Raw genomic sequence first — 18,259 nt, 5'->3', positions numbered from 1 at the left:
CCATCTTGCCCGCATGCCCGAGCTTTCCCGCCGCGACGCCCTGACGGCCGCCGCGCTGCTTCCCCTCGCCGCCCCGGCGCTCGCCCAGGCGCCCTCCCGTACGGAGCGCGAGGCGCCGCGCCGCCCGCTGTTCGGCGCGGTGGAATGGCGGCTGGCCAACGGCCTGCGCGTGGTGCTGGCCGAGAACCGGCGCGCCCCGGTGGCGGCGCACTACCTCTACGTCGCCGCCGGCGCGGGGGATGACCCGGCCGGGCGCTCCGGCGTCGCGCACTTCCTGGAGCACATGGCCTTCAAGGGCAGCCCCGGCGTGCCCTCCGGCGCCTTCTCCCGCACCGTGGCGAACGAGGGCGGGCAGGACAACGCCTTCACCTCGCGCGACGTGACGGGCTACTTCCAGATCGTCGAGGCTTCCCGCCTGCCCCTGATGATGCGCATGGAGGCTGACCGGCTGGGCGGCGTGCTGATGCCCGCCGAGGAGGTGGAGCCCGAGCGCGGCGTCATCCTGGAGGAGCGGCGCTCCCGCGTCGTCGCCAACCCGCGCGCCCGCTTCATGGAAGGGTTCGACGCCGCGATGTGGGGCGACCAGCACTGGCGCGGCCGCCCGCTGATCGGCTGGGAGGAGGAGATCCGCGCCATCTCCCGGCAGGACATGCTGGACTTCAACGCGCGCTTCTACGGCCCCGGCAACTGCGTGCTGGTGGTGGCCGGCGACGTGCGCGAGGCCGAGCTGCGCCGCTGGGCGGACGAGTTCTACGGCCCCATCCCCGCCCGCGCGCCCACCAGCCGCGACCGCGCCGCGCCGCCCGCGCGCTCGCCCCAGGCGCGGGTCGAGGCGCGTGACCCGGCGGTGCGCGAGCCCTCCTTCATCCATTCCTTCGCCGCGCCCTCCGCCACCTGGGGCGACACCGCCCTGGCCGACCCGCTGGAGGTGGTGGCGCACGCGCTGGGCGGCGGCACCGGCTCGCGCCTGCATGGGGCGCTGGTGGAAAGCGGCCTCGCCGTCGGGGCCGGCGCCTCCTATGACGGCGACACCTTCGGGGTGGGCACGCTGGGCGTCTTCGCCACGCCGCGCCCTGGCGTCACGCCCGCCCAGCTGGAGCACGCGCTGCGCGACACGCTGGAGCGGCTGGTGCAGGAAGGCGTTTCCGAGGCCGAGACGCGCCGCGCCATCCGGCAGATGACGGCGGGCAACCTGCTGGCGCTGGACGGGCTGGGCGCCGCGCCGCGCATGATCGGCGGCTCCCTGGCCATCGGCCTGCCGCTGGAGGACGTGGAGTTCTGGGCCGAGAAGCTGTCCCGCGTGTCCGCCGAGCAGGCCAGCCGCGCCGCCCGCGCCGTGCTGCGGGACAACCCGGTGAACACCGCCGGCTGGCTGCTGCCGGCGGGGGCGTGAGGTGCCCCGCCTGCGCCGCCCACCGGGCGCGGCCCCCGGCCATCCCGCTCACGCCGACCAAGGCCGGGGGACGGACCCCGGCCCCCTGTGGCCTGACACCATGAGGCGTCCCCCCCGATGAGCGACACCCTGTTCGGCGTGACCCTGCCGCCGCGCCGCCCCTTCTCCGTGCCCATCCAGGTCATCGAGGAAGGCGCGGTCACCGCCTGGCTGGTGGAGGACCGCTCGCTGCCCGTGGTCTCGCTGGCCTGGGCCTGGCCCGGCGGCGCCGCGCTGGACGCGCCGGGGCGCGAGGGCGCGATGGCCATGGCCGCCGCCCTGCTGAGCGAGGGCGCGGGCGACCTGACCAACCTGGCCTTCGCCGACGCGCTGCGCGACGCCGGCATCAGCCTGGGCTTCTCCGCCACCCGCGATTCCTTCGACGGCTCCTTCCGCGCCCTGTCCCCCGCCCTGCCCGAGGCCATCCGCCTGGCCCGCCTGGCGATGACCGCCCCGCGGCTGGACGAGGCCGCCATCGCCCGCGTGCGGGCGCGCGCCGTGCTGGGCGCCCGCCAGGCGCTGGAAACGCCGGCCGGGCTGGCGCGCCGCGCCTACGTCTCGGCCGCCTTCCCCGACCATCCGGCCGGGCGCCTCTCCTCGCCCGAGAGCCTGATGGCGACGACGCGCGAGGAGCTGCGCGAGGGCCTGTCCCGCCAGCTCCGCCGCGGCGGGCTGCTGGTGGCCGCGGCGGGCGACTTGGACGCGGCGGCGCTGCGCGCCACGCTGCGCGCCCTGTTCGACGGCCTGCCCGAGGGCGCGCCGGACGCCCCGCCCCGCCTGCCCGCCCCCGCGCGCTTCGGCGTGCGCGTGGTGCCCAAGGCGGCGGGTCAGGCCACGCTGGTGTTCGGCCAGGACGGGCTGCTGCCCACCGACCCGGACTGGGAGGCCTTCCAGGTGGCGCTGCGCATCCTGGCCGGCGGCGGCTTCCAGTCCCGCCTCACCAAGGAGATCCGCGAGGCGCGCGGCCTGACCTACGGCATCGGCGCCGGGCTGGACTTGGCCTTCGGGCGCGGGGTCGTCACCGGCCAGGTGCAGACGGACAACGCCACCGCCGGGCAGGTGTGGGAGCTGCTGCGCGCCGAATGGGCGAAGATGGCCGCCGAGGGCCCGACGGAGGAGGAGGTGCGCGAGGCGGTGGCCTTCCTGGCCGGCACGCTGCCGCTGCAGTTCACCGACACCCGCCGCACCGCCGCCCTGCTGCTGGGGCTGCGGCAGGCCGGGCGGGCGCCCGAATGGCTGGCCGACCGCGGCCAGCGCCTCGCCGCCCTCACCCGCGCCCAGGTGGCGCAGGCGGCGCGGCGGCTGGACGCGGCGGCGCTCTCCGCCGCCGTGGCGGGGGAGCCGCAGGGGCTGTAGCTTTGGGCTTGCGCCGCATGCGCCGGCTTGCATGAATGTCCGGCAGCGCCCGCCAAGGGCGCGACGGAGGACACATGCACCGCAGGACCCTGGCCCCGGTGGCGGCGGCGCTCCTGGCCGCGCGCCCGCTCGCCGCGCAGGAGGCGCGCTTCCCCAGCCGCCCGGTGCGCGTCGTCTCGGGCAACGCGCCCGGCGGCATCTCGGACATCATCTGCCGCCTGGTCGCGCCGCAGCTCGGCCGCATCTGGGACCGGCCGGTGATGGTGGAGAACCGCCCTGGCGCCTCCGGCCACGCGGCGGGGGCGGAGGTGGCGCGCTCCCCGGCGGATGGCCACGCCATCCTGCTGACCACCATGGCGCACAACGCCGTCACCGCCATCTACCAGAACCTGGGCTACGACCCGCTGGCCGACCTGCGCCCCGCCATCCTGGTGGGCGAGAGCATGGGCGTGCTGGCGGTGCCGCCGGCCTTCCCCGCGCGGGACGTGGCGCAGTTCATCGCCATGGCCAGGGAACGCCCCGGCGGCGTCACCTACGGCTCGGCCGGGGCGGGCTCGGCCATCCACCTCGGCGCGGCGCTGTTCGAGCACATGGCGCAGGTGCGGATGACGCACGTGCCCTACCGCGGCTCGGCCCCCGCGCTGAACGACCTGCTGGCGGGGCAGATCAACGCCGTCTTCGACAACCTCACCAGCGCGCTGCCCTTCATCCAGGCCGGTCGGCTGCGCGCCCTGGCCGTCACGGGCCACGCGCGCAGCCCCGCCCTGCCCGGCATCCCCACCATCGCCGAGGCCGGGGTGCCCGGCTACGCCTTCGAGGCCTGGTACGGCTTCTCCGTCGCCAGCGCCACGCCGCCGGACATCCTCCAGCGCCTGAACACCGACCTCAACGCGGCCATCATGGCGCCCGAGCTGCGGCCGCGCTGGGCGGCGCTGGGCATCACCCCGCTGGGCGGCAGCCTGGCCGATGCCGAGCGCAAGCGGCGCGAGGACACGGCGCTGTGGAACGGCGTGGTCCGCGCCGCCAACATCACCGCCGAATGAGCGCCGCCTTGCGGCTGGCGGTGTTCACCAAGAACCGCTCCAACCCGGCCTACGAGGCCGCGCGCATCGGCGCGGAGCGCGCGGCCGCCCGGCTGGGCGCCACCCTGCGCCACTACGTGCCCGAGACGCCCGACGACGCCGACCAGCAAATCGCCCTGGTCCACGCCGCGCTGGCCGAGCGGCCCGACGCGCTGGTGTTCACCGCCGTGCACCAGACCCGGCTGGAGCCGGCGCTGGACGCGGTGCGCGCGGCGGGCATCCCGGTGTTCTCCTTCGTCGGGCGGCTGGCGCCCGGGCGCGCCGTGTCCCATGTGGGCGCCGACGACGCGGCGCTGGCCGCGGACGTGGCGCGCCGGCTGTTCGCCCAGCTGGGCGGCGCCGGGCAGGTGGCCATCCTGGAAGGTCCGCCCGGCGCCGTCACCAACACCGACCGGCTGCGCGGCATCGCCGCCGCGCTGGCCGAATTCCCTGGCATCGCCGTCGCCGGCCGCGCCACCGGGCTGAACCTGCGCGGGCCCGGCCGCGCCGCCATGGCCGCCCTGCTGCCGCGGCTGCCGCGGCTGGACGCCGTGCTGGCGGTGAACGACGCCATGGCGCTGGGCGCGCTGGAGGCGCTGGACGAGGCCGGGCGCCGCGCCACCATCGCCGGCATCAACGCCATCCCCGAGGCCATCCGGGCCATCCAGGCCGGGCGGATGCTGGTGACGGCGGACTTCAACGCCATGGCGCTGTGCCACCTGGCCACCGAATGCGCCATCCGCCACGGGCGGGGCGAGGCGGTGCCGGAGGAGATCGAGCTGCCGGTGGCGCTGGTGGACGCCGCCAACTGCGCCGCCTGGGACCTGCCCTACGAGGACCGCCCGCTGCCCACCCTGGCCGAGGCCCTCAGTTCGGCTGCTTCTTCCACGCCCCGCCCTGCATGACGTGGGTCACGCCGTGCTCCAGCACGGCGATGTCCCGCAACGGGTCGCCCGCCACCACGATGAGGTCGGCATGCGCGCCGGGCGCGAGGCAGCCGATGCGCCCCTCCATCCGCAGCAGCCGCGCCGCGTCCAGCGTGGCGGAGCGGATGACCTCGTGCGCCGGCAGCACCTCGGCGCGGATGCGGAACTCCTCGCTCTGGCGGCGGTGCATGCCGCCCAGCAGGTCGGTGCCGAAGGCCATGGGCAGGCCGGCGGCGCGCATCACCTCCAGCGAGCGCAGCCCGGCGAGGCGCACGTCGTCCACCTTGGCCACGCTTTCGGGCGGCAGGCCCAGCGCCGCGCCTTCCTCCTTCAGCGCCTGGTAGGTGACCAGGGTGGGGCAGGCCATGGCGCCGGCCGCCGCCGCCGCGCGGGCGGTTTCCGGCGTGATCAGGTTGCAGTGCTCCAGGCTGCGCACGCCGCAGCGCAGGGCGCGGGCGATGGCCTCGTCCGTGTACAGGTGCGCGGCGACGTAGGTCTGCGCCATTCGCGCCTCCTCCACCGCCGCGCGCAGCTCCTCCTCGGAGTATTGCAGGTAGGCGATGGGGTCGGTGGGCGAGGCGACGCCGCCATTGGCCATCACCTTGATGTAGTCGGCGCCGGCCTGCAGCTCCTCCCGCGCGGCGCGGCGCACCGCGTCCACCCCGTCGGCAACTCGGCCCAGGCTGCCCAGGCGGCGCTCGAAGAAATCGAAGGGGCGGGCGTCGTGGCGGCCGCGGAAGTCGCCATGGCCGCCGGTCTGGCTCAGCGCCTTGCCGCACAGCACCAGGCGCGGGCCGTCGAACAGCCCTTCCTCCCAGGCCAGGCGCAGGCCCAGGGTGGCGCCGCCCAGGTCGCGCACGGTGGTGAAGCCGCGATGCAGCATCCCGCGCATGATGGCAGCCGCGCGGTGCGCCACCAGCGCATCCGGCAGCAGGGCGTTGGCGCCCACGTTCACCAGCGTGGCGATGACGTGCACGTGGCAGTCCACCAGCCCCGGCATCAGCGTGCCGCCCCTCAGGTCCAGCCGCGCGGCGCCCTCCAGCCGGATCGGGCGGTCGGACACCTCGCGCACCCTGCCGCCCTCGATGGCGACGTGCATGCCCGGCAGGGGGTGGTCCAGCGCGCCATCCACGATGGCCGCGTTCTCGATGACGATCATGGGCGGGGAGGAAACCAGCGCCGGCGCGGCTGGACAAGCCGCCGGGCAACGCCGATGTTACGCGCGCTTCACAATTCCTGGGGGAACCGGAACCATGCGTCTCTCCGCCCTGCGCGGCGCCCTCGTCGCCGCGCTGATGGCCGTGGCGCCCCTTGCGGCGCAGGCCACCACCTTCACCTGGGCCACGGCCAACGACATCCTCGGCCTGGACCCGCATGCCAACAACCATGGCGTCACCAACGCCATGAAGAGCAACGTCTACGAGCCGCTGGTGCGGCGCGACGCCGATGGCTCGCTCTCCCCCGCGCTGGCGGTGCGGTGGGAGACGGTGAACCCCACCACCTGGCGCTTCCACCTGCGCCCCAACGTGCGCTTCCACGGCGGCGAGGCCTTCACCAGCGCCGACGTGGTGCACAGCGTCGAGCGCGTGCGCCAGAACGACATGGCCTACACCGCGCAGAGCATCGCCGCCGTGCGCGCGGTGGACGATCTGACGGTGGAGATCGAGACCCGCGGCCCCAACCCGGTGCTGCTGCAGGACCTGACGCTGCTGTTCATCACCTCGCGCCCCTGGATCGAGGCGAACAACGCCTTCGCCGTGGCGCGCGCCGGCCAGGCGGGGGCGACCAACTCCTTCGTGCAGCTCAACGCCAACGGCACCGGCCCCTTCCGCGTGGCCGAGCGCCTGGCCGATGAGCGCACGGTGCTGGTGCCCAACCCCAACTGGTGGGACCGCGCCGAGCACGGCATCACCCGCGCCGTCTTCCGCCCCGTCGCCTCGGCGCCCACGCGCGTCGCGGCGCTGCTGAGCCGCGAGCTGGACGTGATGTACCACGTGCCGCTGCAGGACCTGCCGCGGCTGCAGGGCCAGCAGGGCATCCGCGTGGTGCAGGGGCCGACGGCGCGCACCATCTACCTGGGCCTGGACGTGTCGCGCCCCGAGAGCCTGGAGGCGCCGGGCACGCCCAACCCGCTGCGCGACGTGCGGGTGCGCCGCGCCATGTACCAGGCGATCGACATGGAGACGATCCGCCGCGTGGTGCTGCGCAACTCCACGACGGCGACCGGCCTGCCCATCGCGCCCGCCATCGTCGGCTTCGACGCGCAGAGTAACGAGCGCCTGCCCTTCAACCCCGACGAGGCGCGCCGCCTGCTGGCCGAGGCCGGCTTCGCGCAGGGCTTCCGCGTGGCGCTGGGCTGCCCCAACAACCGCTACGTGAATGACGAGGCGATCTGCCAGTCCATCGTCGCCATGCTCCAGCGCGTCGGCATCCAGGCGCGGCTGGACGCCATGCCCTTCGGCCGCTTCCTGCAGCGCGGCGGCAATGGCGAGTTCCAGTTCTGGCTGCTGGGCTGGACGCCGGGCAACTTCGACATCACCAACCCTGCGCGCGAGCTGCTGGGCGCCGGCTCCTTCAATTGGGGCAAGCTGGATGACGAGCACATGAACACGCTGGCCACCCAGATCGGCCAGACGGCGCTGGGCGCGGAGCGCGACGCCCTGGCCCGGCAGTACTGGGCCCGCTTCCGCGAGCTGGTGCCGATGATCCCGCTGCACCAGGAGCCGCAGATCTTCGGCGTGCGCGAGACGGTGGGGGACTTCGCCCTGCGGGTGAATGAGGACCTTGAGCTGCGCAACGTGCGGATGCGCGCGCGCTGATCCCAGCGCGAAGGGGGAGATCATGGCACGCCGCCATGGTCGCCCCGTCTTCGCCACGCCTGCCGCGGAATCACCTTGCCCGCATCGCAAGCCCGCCGCGGCCGGCCCGCAACCTCCATCCCACGCGCCGCCCCACACCGAACCCGGCGGACGCGATGGAGGACTTGCCGATGACCTTCCGCCTCTCGCTGCTCGCCACCGCCCTGCTGCTCGGCGCGGCGCCCGCCTTCGCCCAGGCGGTGAGCCCGGCCCAGGCGCCGGCCGCCACCCCGGCGCGCCCCGCCGTCACCCAGTCCAGCGCCACGCCGGCCCAGGCGCCGCGCCCGGCGCAGGCGACCGGCACCCAGGCGACGGGCACCCAGGCCGTTGGCACGCCCGCCACCGCCCAGCAGCGCCCGGCCGCCCAGGGCCAGCAGCACGGCACCGTGGCGCCCGCGCCCACCGCGCCGCGCGCCAACTGACACCACGGGACGGCCCGCCTTCCGGGGGGAGGGCGGGCCGGACCCCGCGCAAGAATCCAACAGGATACAGTCGTATCGCGCAACGAATTGCACGAATTTTGGCATCACACCATTGACGCGGCGCAAGGCGCCATGCGTGAGTGCCCCCAACAATACCACGGGAAGAGGGGCCGAACGCCATGTCCGACGACACGCTGATCGCGGTGAAGGATGCCGTCGCGTCCACCACCAAGGTGAACGCCGCCACCCGCGCCGCCATGGCGCAGCGCGCCAAGGACGACCCGGACGGCTTCTGGCGCGAGGAGGCGCAGCGCATCGCCTGGATGAAGGCACCCACCAGGATCAAGAACACCGACTTCACCGGCGATGTCAGCATCAAGTGGTTCGAGGATGGCGAGCTGAACGCCTCCGTCTCCTGCCTCGACCGCCACATCGCCGCCGGCCGCGGCGACCAGGTGGCGATCATCTGGGAAGGCGACGACCCGGCCAGCGACAGCAAGGTGACCTACCGCGAGCTGCACGCGCAGGTCTGCCGGCTGGCCAACGCCATGCGCGCGCTGGGCGTGGGCAAGGGCGACCGCGTCTGCATCTACCTGCCGATGATCGTCGAGGCCGCGGTGGCGATGCTGGCCTGCGCGCGCATCGGCGCCATCCATTCCATCGTCTTCGGCGGCTTCTCGCCCGACAGCCTGTCCAGCCGCATCCAGGACAGCGAGTGCTGCCTGCTGCTGACCGCCGACGAGGGCCGCCGCGGCGGCCGCAAGGTGCCGCTGAAGGCCAATGCCGACGAGGCGCTGAAGACCTGCCCCTCCATCCGCCACGTCATCGTCGCCACCAACACCGGCACGAAGGTGGCGATGCAGGAGGGGCGCGACCACGACTGGAACGCCCTCTGCGCCGCGCAGCCGGCCGAGTGCGAGCCGGAGCGCATGAACGCCGAGGACCCGCTGTTCATCCTCTACACCAGCGGTTCCACCGGCAAGCCGAAGGGCGTGCTGCACACCACCGGCGGCTACATGGTCTGGGCGTCCTTCACCCATGAGCTGGTCTTCGACTACCGCCCGGGCGAGATCTACTGGTGCACGGCCGATGTGGGCTGGGTGACCGGGCACACCTACATCGTCTACGGCCCGCTCGCGAACGGCGCGACGACGCTGATGTTCGAGGGCGTGCCATCCTGGCCCGACAATGGCCGCTTCTGGCAGGTGGTGGACAAGCACCAGGTCAACATCTTCTACACCGCCCCCACCGCCATCCGCGCCCTGATGCGCGACGGCGAAGGCCCGGTGAAGCAGCACAGGCGCACCTCCCTGCGCGTGCTGGGCAGCGTGGGCGAGCCGATCAACCCCGAGGCCTGGCTGTGGTACTACCGCGTGGTGGGCGAGGAGCGCTGCCCCATCGTGGACACCTGGTGGCAGACCGAGACGGGCGGCATCCTGATCTCGCCGCTGCCCGGCGCGGTGGCGCAGAAGCCCGGCTCCGCCACGCTGCCGCTGCCCGGCGTGCAGCCGGCGCTGGTGGATGCCGAGGGCGTGCTGCTGGAGGGCGCGACCGAGGGCAACCTGGTCATCACCGACAGCTGGCCCGGCCAGATGCGCACCATCTACGGCGACCACGCCCGCTTCGCGCAGACCTACTTCTCCACCTTCAAGGGCCTCTACTTCACCGGCGACGGCGCGCGGCGCGACGCCGATGGCTATTACTGGATCACCGGCCGGGTGGATGACGTGATCAACGTCGCCGGCCACCGCATGGGCACGGCGGAAGTTGAGTCCGCGCTGGTGGCCCACCCCAAGGTGGCGGAGGCCGCGGTGGTCGGCATGCCGCACGACCTCAAGGGCCAGGGCATCTACTGCTACGTGACGCTGAACGCCGGCGAGGAGCCCTCCGACGCGCTCAAGAAGGAACTGGTGGCCTGGGTGCGCAAGGAGATCGGCCCGATCGCCACGCCGGATGCCATCCAATGGGCGCCGGGGCTGCCCAAGACGCGCTCGGGCAAGATCATGCGCCGCATCCTGCGCAAGATCGCCGCGAACGAGACGGACGCGCTGGGGGATACCTCGACGCTGGCGGACCCGGCGGTGGTGCAGGAGCTGGTGGAGAACCGGGTGGGGTGAAGCCGCCAAGGGGCTCCGCCCCCTGGACCCCCGCCGAGGGGCACGCCCCTCGGAACCCCATCAATGGGATTTTCGGCGGGGCCGAAGGCCCCACCGCAAATCCCATCAGTCGGCGGGTCCGGGTGGCCCTGCCACCCGGCGGGGGTCCGGGGGCAGCGCCCCCGGGGTGACACCCCACCCAGGGCGTGCCACTCCCCCGCCCCATGATCCGCCTCGACAACGTCACCAAGCAGAATGGCCGCCAGCTCCTCTTCGTCGAGGCCTCGGCGGCGCTCCAGCGCGGCGAGAAGATCGGCCTGGTCGGCCCCAATGGCGCCGGCAAGTCCACCCTGTTCCGCCTGATCACCGGCGAGGAGCAGCCCGATGAGGGCCAAGTGCTGGTGGATCGCGGCGTCACCATCGGCCTGTTCGGCCAGGATGTGGGCGAGATGTCGGGCATGACCGCGACCGCCGCGGTGATGGACGGCGCCGGCCCGGTCAGCGCCGTGGCAGCGGAGCTGGCATCGCTAGAGGCCGCGATGTGCGACCCCGCGCGCGGCGACGAGATGGACGCCATCCTGGAGCGCTTCGGCGAGGTGCAGTCCCGCTTCGAGGAACTGGGCGGCTACGCGCTGGAGGGCCGCGCGCGCGAGGTGCTGGCCGGGCTGGGCTTCTCCCAGGCGATGATGGATGGCGATGTCGGCGCGCTGTCGGGCGGGTGGAAGATGCGCGTGGCGCTGGCGCGCATCCTGCTGATGCGCCCGGACGTGATGCTGCTGGACGAGCCCTCCAACCACCTCGACCTGGAAAGCCTGATCTGGCTGGAGAAGTTCCTGGCCGGGCATGAGGGCGCGCTGCTGATGACCTCGCACGACCGCGAGTTCATGAACCGCGTGGTCGGCCGCATCATCGAGATCGATGGCGGCAGCCTCACCTCCTACAGCGGCGACTACGCCTTCTACGAGACGCAGCGGGCGCTGGCGGAGAAGCAGCAGCAGGCGCAGTTCGAGCGCCAGCAGGCGATGCTGGCGAAGGAGGTCGCCTTCATCGAGCGCTTCAAGGCCCGCGCCTCCCACGCGGCGCAGGTGCAGAGCCGGGTGAAGAAGCTGGACAAGATCGAGCGCGTGGAGCCGCCGCGGCGCCGGCAATCGGTGTCCTTCGCCTTCCCGCCGGCGCCGCGCTCGGGCGACGACGTGGTGACGCTGCGCGGCGTCTCCAAGCGCTATGGCGAGCGGCGCATCTACGAGGGGCTGGACTTCCTGGTGCGCCGGCGCGAGCGCTGGTGCGTGCTGGGCGTGAACGGCGCCGGCAAGTCCACGCTGCTCAAGCTCGTCACCGGCGGCACCGCGCCCGATGAGGGCAGCGTGAGCATCGGCGGCAGCGTGCGCATGGGCTATTTCGCGCAGCATGCGATGGAGGTGCTGGACGGCGACCGCACCGTGCTGGGCGTGCTGGAGGACGCCTTCCCCCTGGCGCCGCAGGGCTCCTTGCGCACGTTGGCCGGCTGCTTCGGCTTCCCGGGCGATGACGTGGAGAAGCGCGCCAAGGTGCTCTCGGGCGGCGAGAAGGCGCGGTTGACGATGGCGCGCATGCTCTACGACCCGCCCAACCTGCTGGTGCTGGACGAGCCGACCAACCACCTCGACATCGCCACCAAGGAAATGCTGGTGGCCGCGCTGGCGGAATACGAGGGCACGATGCTCTTCGTCTCGCATGACCGGCACTTCCTGCACGCCCTCTCCACCCGCGTGCTGGAGCTGACGCCGGAGGGCGTGCATCCCTATGAGGGCGGCTACACCGAATACGTCGCGCGCACCGGGCAGGAAGCTCCCGGCCTGCACAGCTGACGTCAGGAGCGGTCGCAGGGCGGCAAGCCCCCGCGTGACGCCGGCCCCGGCCTGTTCCATACCGGGGCCATGTCGCTCGAAGCCACGCTGCTCCTCGCCGTCCTCGCCATCCAGGCGCTGCTGCTCGCCGCGCTGCTGCTGCGCCGCCCGCCCACCGACCCTGCCTTGGCCACCTGCCAGCAGGGCGTGGAACGCCAGGGCGAGCGCCTGGGCGAGCTGCTGGCCGAGCAGCGCACCCTGCCCGAGCGCGCCGCCGCGCTGACCGGCGAGAAGCTGGCCGCCGTCGCGCTCGACCAGGCCAAGGCACTGGCCGCCGTGCAAGCCGCCCTGACGGACCGCCTGGCCGCCGACGCCAAGGCCGCGCGCGAGGAGCAGGCCACCCGCCTGGACGCGCTGCGCGAGGCCAGCGACCGCCTGGCCACCGCCATCGCCACCGCCGCGCAGGAGGAGAAGCTGGCGGTCGAGACCCTGCGGACGCGGCTGGCCGAAGATGCCCAGGCCGGCCGCAAGGAACAGGCGGAGAAGCTGGACGCGCTGCGCCAGACCACCGACACGCTGACCGGCCGCGTCACCGCCGCGCTGACCGAGGAGGCGCAGAAGTCGCGCGACGTGCTGGACCGCAAGCTGACGGAGATGCGCGAGACCAGCGAGAAGCGCCTCGCCGAGATCCAGAGGAGCGTGAATGAGCAGCTGGCCGGCGCCGTCGAGAAGCAGATGAGCGAGAGCTTCCAGCGCGTCATCGACCAGTTCGCCGCCATCCAGCAGATGATGGGCAACGTGCAGTCGGTGGCCGCGCAGGTGGGCGACCTCAAGCGCCTGTTCGGCAACGTGAAGACGCGCGGCGGCTGGGGCGAGGCGCAGCTGAAGCAGATGCTGGACGACTTCCTGCCCGCCGGCGCCTATGACAGCAACGTGCAGCTGCGCGAGGGCAGCCAGGACGCGGTGGAGTTCTGCATCCGCATGCCCGGCGGCGACGCCGACCGCGCCCTGCTGCCGCTCGACAGCAAGTTCCCGAGCGAGGATTACGAGCGCCTGCTGGCCGCGCAGGACGCCGCCGATGCCGAGGGCGAGAAGCAGGCCCGCCGCGCCATCGAGGCCCGCGTGCGCGCGGAGGCGCGCAAGATCGCCGAGAAATACATCTGCCCGCCGCGCACCACCGCCTACGCCATCCTCTTCCTCCCCACCGAGGGCCTCTACGCCGAGGTCGCCCGCCTGCCCGGCCTGGTGGACCTGGTGGCGCGCGAGCACCGCGTCTTCATCGCCGGCCCCTTCCTGCTGCCGGCGCTGCTGAAGAACATCCACCTGGGCTACGCCACCTATGCCCTGTCGAAGAACGCCGAGGGCATCCGCGACCTGCTCTCCGCCACCAAGGAGGAGATGGCGAAGATGGATGGCGTGCTGGAGCGGCTGGGCAAGCAGGTCGGCACCGTCTCCAACACCATCGGCGATGCGCGCACCCGCACCCGCGCCATCGCCCGCAAGCTGCGCGGGGTGGAGGCGCTGCCCGATGGCCGCGGTGCCGAGCTGCTGGAACTCGACGCCCCGGCGGATGAGGAGGGGTGAGCCAGCTTCAGTCCCTGCTGGGCCTCGGCGTGCTCTGCGCGCTGGCCTGGGCCTGCGGCGGCTTCCGGCGCGGCGTCTCGGCGCGGGTGGTGGTGGGCGGCGTGCTGGCCACGCTGGGCAGCGCGGCGCTGATGCTGCACGTGCCGCCGCTGCGCGCGGCACTCGGCTGGGTCGGCGCGGGCGTTGATGCGCTGGCGCGGGCCACGCGCGCCGGCACCACGTTGGTCTTCGGCTACCTGGGCGGCGGGCCGCTGCCCTTCGCCGAGACGCAGCCGGGCGCGGCCTTCATCCTGTTCTTCCAGGCATTGCCGCTGGTGCTGGTGGTCGGCGCGCTGTCCGCAGTCCTGTATCACTGGCGGGTGCTGCCCTTCCTGGTCGGCCTCATCGCCGGCGCCTTGCGGCGGGCCTTCGGGCTGGGCGGCGCGGCGGGCTTCTCCGTCGCCGCCAACGTCTTCGTCGGCATGGTGGAGGCGCCGCTGCTCATCAAGCCATGGCTGGCGCGGCTCACCACCTCGGAGATGTTCGTGGTGATGGTGGCGGGGCTGGCCACCATCTCGGGCAACACGCTGGTGGTCTATGCGCTGTTCCTGAAGGACGTGGTGCCGGACGCGGCGGGGCAGCTGCTGGCGGCCTCGCTGGTCGCCGCCCCGGCCTCCGTGCTGGTGGCGCTGCTGATGCGCCCCGGCGAGGGCGCGACCGATGGCGGCGCGGCGCCCTCCATCTACGATGGCAGCATGGATGCGCTGGTGCGCGGCACCATGGATGGCTTGCAGCTGCTGCTGGGCATCATGGCGCTGCTGGTGGTCTTCGTGGCCCTGGTGGCGCTGGTGAACGAGGCGCTGGCGCCCCTCACCCTGCAAGGCCTGGCCGCCCTGCCCTTCCGCCCCGTCGCCTGGCTGATGGGCGTGCCCTGGGCGGAAACGGAGACGGTGGCGCGGCTGCTCGGCGTGAAGCTGGTGCTGAACGAGTTCGTCGCCTACCTGGAGCTGTCGCAGGGCGCGGGGGCGGCGTTGAGCGGGCGCACGCGCCTCATCCTCGCCTGGGCCTTGTGCGGCTTCACCAATTTCGGCTCGCTGGGCATCATGCTGGGCGGCATGACCGCGATGTGCCCGGAACGCCGGGCGGAAATCCTGCGCCTGGGCCTGCCCTCGCTGCTGGCGGCGACTCTGGCCTGCGCGGTGTCGGGCGCGGCGGTCGGCGCGCTGGTGGCGCCGTGAGGGACCCCGCCACCCTCGCCCGCTTCCTGCCGCTGCTGGAGGCGCCGGGCTTCACCGCCGGGCACTTGGAGCCCATCAGGGAATCGGCCGTGCCCGGCCTCTGGCTGTTCCCCCATGCCGCCATGGACCCCGTGGTGGAGGACCTCGTCCAGGCTGCCTATGCCGATGGCTGGGTGATGATGAACTTCGACTGGGTGAGGTGGTTTGAGACGCCCGAGGCGGCGGCGCTGCGCGACGATGAGGCGGCGCTGGCGCGCGCCAGCCGGCTGCGTCTGGCGAAGCTGCTCACCACGGTCATTCGCCAGGACCGCTTCGTGGAAGGCGCCCTGCTTGCCGCCTTCGAGTCCGGGCTGATGCTGCGCATCATCCGCCGCGCGGCGGCGCTGGCCTCCACCTGAGCGAGCTACTTGACCACGCCCTGGCCGAAGCGCCGCAGCACCAGCTTCTCCGCCACCGCCACCGCCGCGAACAGCCCCAGCCCGACGGCGCAGAGCACGCAGATGGCGGCCAGGATCAGACGCGTCTCGGCGGTGGAGGAGGCGAAGAGGATCAGGTAGCCCAGCCCGGCCTGGGCGGTGATGAACTCGCCCACCACCACGCCGATGATGCTGAAGGTGATGGCGATCTTCAGCCCGGCGAAGATGGAGGGCAGCGCATAGGGCAGGCGCACGTGCCAGAACACCTGCGCCGGCGTCGCCTCCAGGCCCCGGCACAGCCGCAGCATGTCCGCCGGCGCCGCCGCCAGCCCGGTCAGCGTCGAGATCACCACAGGGAAGAAGGCGATGAAGACGGCGAAGGTCAGCCGCATCTCCGTGCCGATGCCCAGCCACACCAGGAAGAGCGGCGCCAGCGCGATCTTCGGGATCAGCTGGAAGAACACCATGTTGGGATAGACCGCCGCCCGCACCCAGGCCGAGCCCGAGATCGCCACCGCCAGCGCCACCCCGCCCAGCGAGGCCAGCACGAAGGCCGCCACCGCCTCGCTGCCCGTGGGCCAGGCGTGCTGCATCAGCAGCGGCCACAGCGCCACCAGCGCCGCCGCCACGGCCGAGGGCGCGGGCAGGATGACCGCGGGGATGTTGCGCGCCGCCACCACCCATTCCCAGGCGCCCAGCACCAGCGCCGCCAGCAGCAGCGGGCTGAGGATGCCGCGCACCAGCCCCACCATGCGCTCGCGCCGCGCCGCCGCGCGCGCCTGCTCCAGCGCCGCCTCGGCGGAAGGGGGGCGGGTCATCGTCGTGCCATCGGGCATGTCAGGCGGCCACCCTGGCGTAGCCATCGGCGATGCAGGCCTTGAGCTGCCGCACCAGGGCGTTGAATTCCGGCGTCTCCTGCATCTCGGCGCGGCGCGGGCGCTCGAAGGGGATGCGCAGGTCGAGCGCGATGGTCGAAGGTCGGCCGGTCATCACCAGCACGCGGTCGGACAGGAACACCGCCTCGCGGATGGAGTGCGTGACGAAGACCGCCGTCTTGGCGCCCGCCGCGCGGTCCCAGATGGCGACCAGCGCCTCGTTCATCTCGTCGCGGGTGATGGCGTCCAGCGCGCTGAACGGCTCGTCCATCAGCAGCAGGTCGGGGTCGTCGATCAGCGCGCGGCAGATGGCGACGCGCTGGCGCATCCCGCCGGACAGCTCGGCGGGGCGCTTCCTCTCGAAGCCCGCCAGGCCCACCTGGGCCAGCAGGGCGCGGGCGCGCTCCTCGTAGTCGCGCGCGGGTTTGCGCATCAGCGTGACGGGGAAGAGCACGTTCTCCAGCGCCGATTTCCACGGCAGCAGCGTGGCGTCCTGGAAGATCAGCCCGTTCTTCGCGGAAGGGCCGCGCACCACCTGCCCGCGCAGCGCCACCTCGCCCACGGAGGGCGTCTCCAGCCCCGCCATCATCATCAGCAGGGTGGACTTGCCGCAGCCCGAGGGGCCGAGCAGCGAGACGAACTCGCCCGGGCGGATGGCGGCGTCCACCTGCGCCACCGCCTCCACCGCGCCGCGCGGCGTCGCGTAGGTCTTGCCGACGCCGCGAAGACTAATCATGCGCCCTCAGGCGCCGGGCGGCCGCATCCGCGGCCTTGGCTGCGCCGCGCCGCGGCTGTGTCGGCCGCCAGCGCGCGCTGGCGGCGGGGCGCGCCCTCACGCCAGCGCCTCGCGCACCGCGGCGTTGCGGGTGCGCACCTCGGCCCACTCCGCCTCGCTCAGCTTCACCTTGCCGGCGAAGCGGTTGGTGTAGAGCTCCGACGCCACCGGGCGGCGGCCATCGGGGACGGAGAACTCCATCACCGTGCCGATCATGCGCTCCACCACCGCCATGTCGCTGTGGCCCAGCCCGTGCTGCATCGCCTCCGGCACCAGGGACGTCACCGCCAGCAGCGCCTGGCCCATGCGGGCGGAGCCGCGCGAGCCCTCGCTGATGCCGATCTCCGGCCGCTGGCGGATGAAGGCGGCCAGCGCGGCCTCGGGGTCGCGCAGGGTCAGGCCCAGCGCCTCGAACAACCCGTCGCACACCGCCTCGACCATGCCCGCGCGCTGGGCCAGCACCTCGGGGCGCGTCACGATGGTGTTGTGGTAGAATTGCAGCCCGGCCTCGCGCCACATGATGAAGCGCACGGGGAAGTTCAGCGCCTGGAAGGTGGGCAGGGAGGAGGAGGCCACGCAGGTCACGGCATCCACCTGGCCCTGGGCCAGGGTGCGCTCCACCACCGCGGGGTCGAGCTGGGTGACGTTGACGCGGGAGACATCCAGGCCCGCCAGCCGCGCCCAGGCCGGCCAGAAGGCGAAGTCCGCCCCGCGCGGGTTGGCGCCGACGCGCTTGCCCACCAGGTCGGCGGCGGTGCGGATGGGGCTGTTGGCCGGCACGGCGATGGCGAAGGTGGTGTCGTACATGGTGGTGCCCAGCGCCACCAGGTTCAGCCCGCGCGCCACCTGCTGCACCAGCACGGAGGCGCCGACGATGCCCATGTCGAACTGCCCCTGCGACACCGCCTGCGCCGCGACCGGCGAGCCGGTGCCCAGCGCCACCTCCACCTCCAGCCCCCGCCGGCGGAAAGCCCCCGTCTCGCGCGCCACGAAGGCGAAGGCGGTGGCGCCCTGGGCGACGAAGGGCAGCGTCAGCCGCACCTGCTGCGCCTGCGCCACGGCGGGGGCGGCCAGCAGGGTGGCGGGCGCGCCCAGCAGCAGGGCGCGGCGGGAAGCGGCGAGGGTCATGGCGCGGTGTCTCCGGCGGATGCTGCGCCGCATGTGCGGCCCGACGGATTGTAAATCAAGCGTAATCTTTGCGCCATGTGCGGGCACCCATGGTGTGGTGCCCAGGCATGCGGCATGCCGCCCAAGTCCGCGCCACGCCAGCCTCGGTGGCGCGGGGGAGCAAGCGGGCGCCGGTCAGCCAGCGCACCTGCGGAGACGCCCCCGCCGCCAGCGCGAAAGGCGCAACGCTGCAAGCGAGCGCCGACCAGTCAGCGCACCCACCCCGGACCGAGAATGCGTGCGCACGG

General features: G+C 73.4%; 15 protein-coding genes. 11 read left to right on the top strand and 4 right to left on the bottom strand.

Translation table 11 applies throughout. From position 1 onward, the window contains the following. Positions 1 to 13: 13 nt before the first annotated feature. The 4 genes from ACI6QG_RS10560 (at position 14) to ACI6QG_RS10545 (ending at position 4,754) form a co-directional block, all read left to right on the top strand. Positions 14 to 1,393: a M16 family metallopeptidase gene (locus ACI6QG_RS10560; protein ID WP_407024516.1), complete on the top strand. Its 1,380-nt coding sequence runs from the start codon at positions 14 to 16 to the stop codon at positions 1,391 to 1,393. A gap of 117 nt (positions 1,394 to 1,510) precedes the next feature. Then, positions 1,511 to 2,788, top strand: a complete 1,278-nt coding sequence (locus ACI6QG_RS10555; RefSeq protein ID WP_407024515.1) for a M16 family metallopeptidase — start codon at positions 1,511 to 1,513, stop codon at positions 2,786 to 2,788. A gap of 74 nt (positions 2,789 to 2,862) precedes the next feature. Continuing rightward, complete coding sequence (locus ACI6QG_RS10550) at positions 2,863 to 3,831, top strand: tripartite tricarboxylate transporter substrate binding protein (RefSeq protein ID WP_407024514.1); 969 nt, start codon at positions 2,863 to 2,865, stop codon at positions 3,829 to 3,831. Beyond that, complete coding sequence (locus tag ACI6QG_RS10545; protein ID WP_407024513.1) at positions 3,828 to 4,754, top strand: sugar ABC transporter substrate-binding protein; 927 nt, start codon at positions 3,828 to 3,830, stop codon at positions 4,752 to 4,754. Before ACI6QG_RS10550 ends, ACI6QG_RS10545 begins: the two co-directional genes overlap by 4 nt. Here ACI6QG_RS10545 and ACI6QG_RS10540 read toward each other — a convergent pair. Beyond that, entirely contained in the window at positions 4,717 to 5,934 is a 1,218-nt protein-coding gene (locus ACI6QG_RS10540; RefSeq protein ID WP_407024512.1) for a metal-dependent hydrolase family protein, read from the bottom strand. The genes ACI6QG_RS10545 and ACI6QG_RS10540 overlap by 38 nt on opposite strands. Before the next feature lie 94 nt (positions 5,935 to 6,028). Here ACI6QG_RS10540 and ACI6QG_RS10535 point away from each other — a divergent pair, with 94 nt between their 5' ends. The 7 genes from ACI6QG_RS10535 to ACI6QG_RS10505 all read left to right on the top strand — a co-directional run bounded on the left by ACI6QG_RS10535 (position 6,029) and on the right by ACI6QG_RS10505 (position 15,176). Then, complete coding sequence (locus tag ACI6QG_RS10535) at positions 6,029 to 7,594, top strand: ABC transporter substrate-binding protein (protein WP_407024511.1); 1,566 nt, start codon at positions 6,029 to 6,031, stop codon at positions 7,592 to 7,594. Positions 7,595 to 7,764: 170 nt separating this feature from the next. Beyond that, positions 7,765 to 8,055 (top strand): hypothetical protein, encoded by a 291-nt coding sequence (locus ACI6QG_RS10530; RefSeq protein WP_407024510.1) that lies wholly within the window; start codon positions 7,765 to 7,767, stop codon positions 8,053 to 8,055. Between the two features lie 179 nt (positions 8,056 to 8,234). Continuing rightward, positions 8,235 to 10,172, top strand: a complete 1,938-nt coding sequence (acs, locus tag ACI6QG_RS10525; protein WP_407024509.1) for an acetate--CoA ligase — start codon at positions 8,235 to 8,237, stop codon at positions 10,170 to 10,172. Between the two features lie 203 nt (positions 10,173 to 10,375). After that, positions 10,376 to 11,998 (top strand): ABC-F family ATP-binding cassette domain-containing protein, encoded by a 1,623-nt coding sequence (locus ACI6QG_RS10520; RefSeq protein WP_407024508.1) that lies wholly within the window; start codon positions 10,376 to 10,378, stop codon positions 11,996 to 11,998. A gap of 69 nt (positions 11,999 to 12,067) precedes the next feature. Further along, positions 12,068 to 13,561 carry a DNA recombination protein RmuC gene (locus ACI6QG_RS10515; RefSeq protein WP_407024507.1) on the top strand — a complete coding sequence of 498 codons (1,494 nt, stop codon included), beginning with the start codon at positions 12,068 to 12,070 and terminating at the stop codon, positions 13,559 to 13,561. Then, on the top strand, positions 13,558 to 14,778 hold the full coding sequence (locus ACI6QG_RS10510) for a NupC/NupG family nucleoside CNT transporter (protein WP_407024506.1): 1,221 nt from the start codon (positions 13,558 to 13,560) through the stop codon (positions 14,776 to 14,778). Before ACI6QG_RS10515 ends, ACI6QG_RS10510 begins: the two co-directional genes overlap by 4 nt. Further along, entirely contained in the window at positions 14,775 to 15,176 is a 402-nt protein-coding gene (locus tag ACI6QG_RS10505) for a DUF6508 domain-containing protein (protein ID WP_407024505.1), read from the top strand. The genes ACI6QG_RS10510 and ACI6QG_RS10505 overlap by 4 nt, the downstream gene beginning before the upstream one ends. 5 nt (positions 15,177 to 15,181) lie before the next feature. Here ACI6QG_RS10505 and ACI6QG_RS10500 read toward each other — a convergent pair whose 3' ends face one another. From ACI6QG_RS10500 to ACI6QG_RS10490, 3 genes are all read right to left on the bottom strand, one after another. Further along, positions 15,182 to 16,012 carry an ABC transporter permease gene (locus ACI6QG_RS10500; RefSeq protein WP_407024504.1) on the bottom strand — a complete coding sequence of 277 codons (831 nt, stop codon included), beginning with the start codon at positions 16,010 to 16,012 and terminating at the stop codon, positions 15,182 to 15,184. A 19-nt stretch (positions 16,013 to 16,031) separates the two neighbouring features. Then, complete coding sequence (locus tag ACI6QG_RS10495; protein ID WP_407024503.1) at positions 16,032 to 16,805, bottom strand: ABC transporter ATP-binding protein; 774 nt, start codon at positions 16,803 to 16,805, stop codon at positions 16,032 to 16,034. Between the two features lie 96 nt (positions 16,806 to 16,901). After that, the gene (locus ACI6QG_RS10490) at positions 16,902 to 17,972 is read right to left on the bottom strand and encodes an ABC transporter substrate-binding protein (RefSeq protein WP_407024502.1); all 1,071 of its coding nucleotides are present in this window, start codon (positions 17,970 to 17,972) and stop codon (positions 16,902 to 16,904) included. Between the last annotated feature and the right edge of the window lie 287 nt (positions 17,973 to 18,259).

Origin of the sequence: Sabulicella flocculans, assembly GCF_045449635.1 — a bacterium.
Lineage (GTDB): Bacteria > Pseudomonadota > Alphaproteobacteria > Acetobacterales > Acetobacteraceae > Roseococcus.
This window is presented reverse-complemented; position numbering and strand designations above follow the sequence as displayed.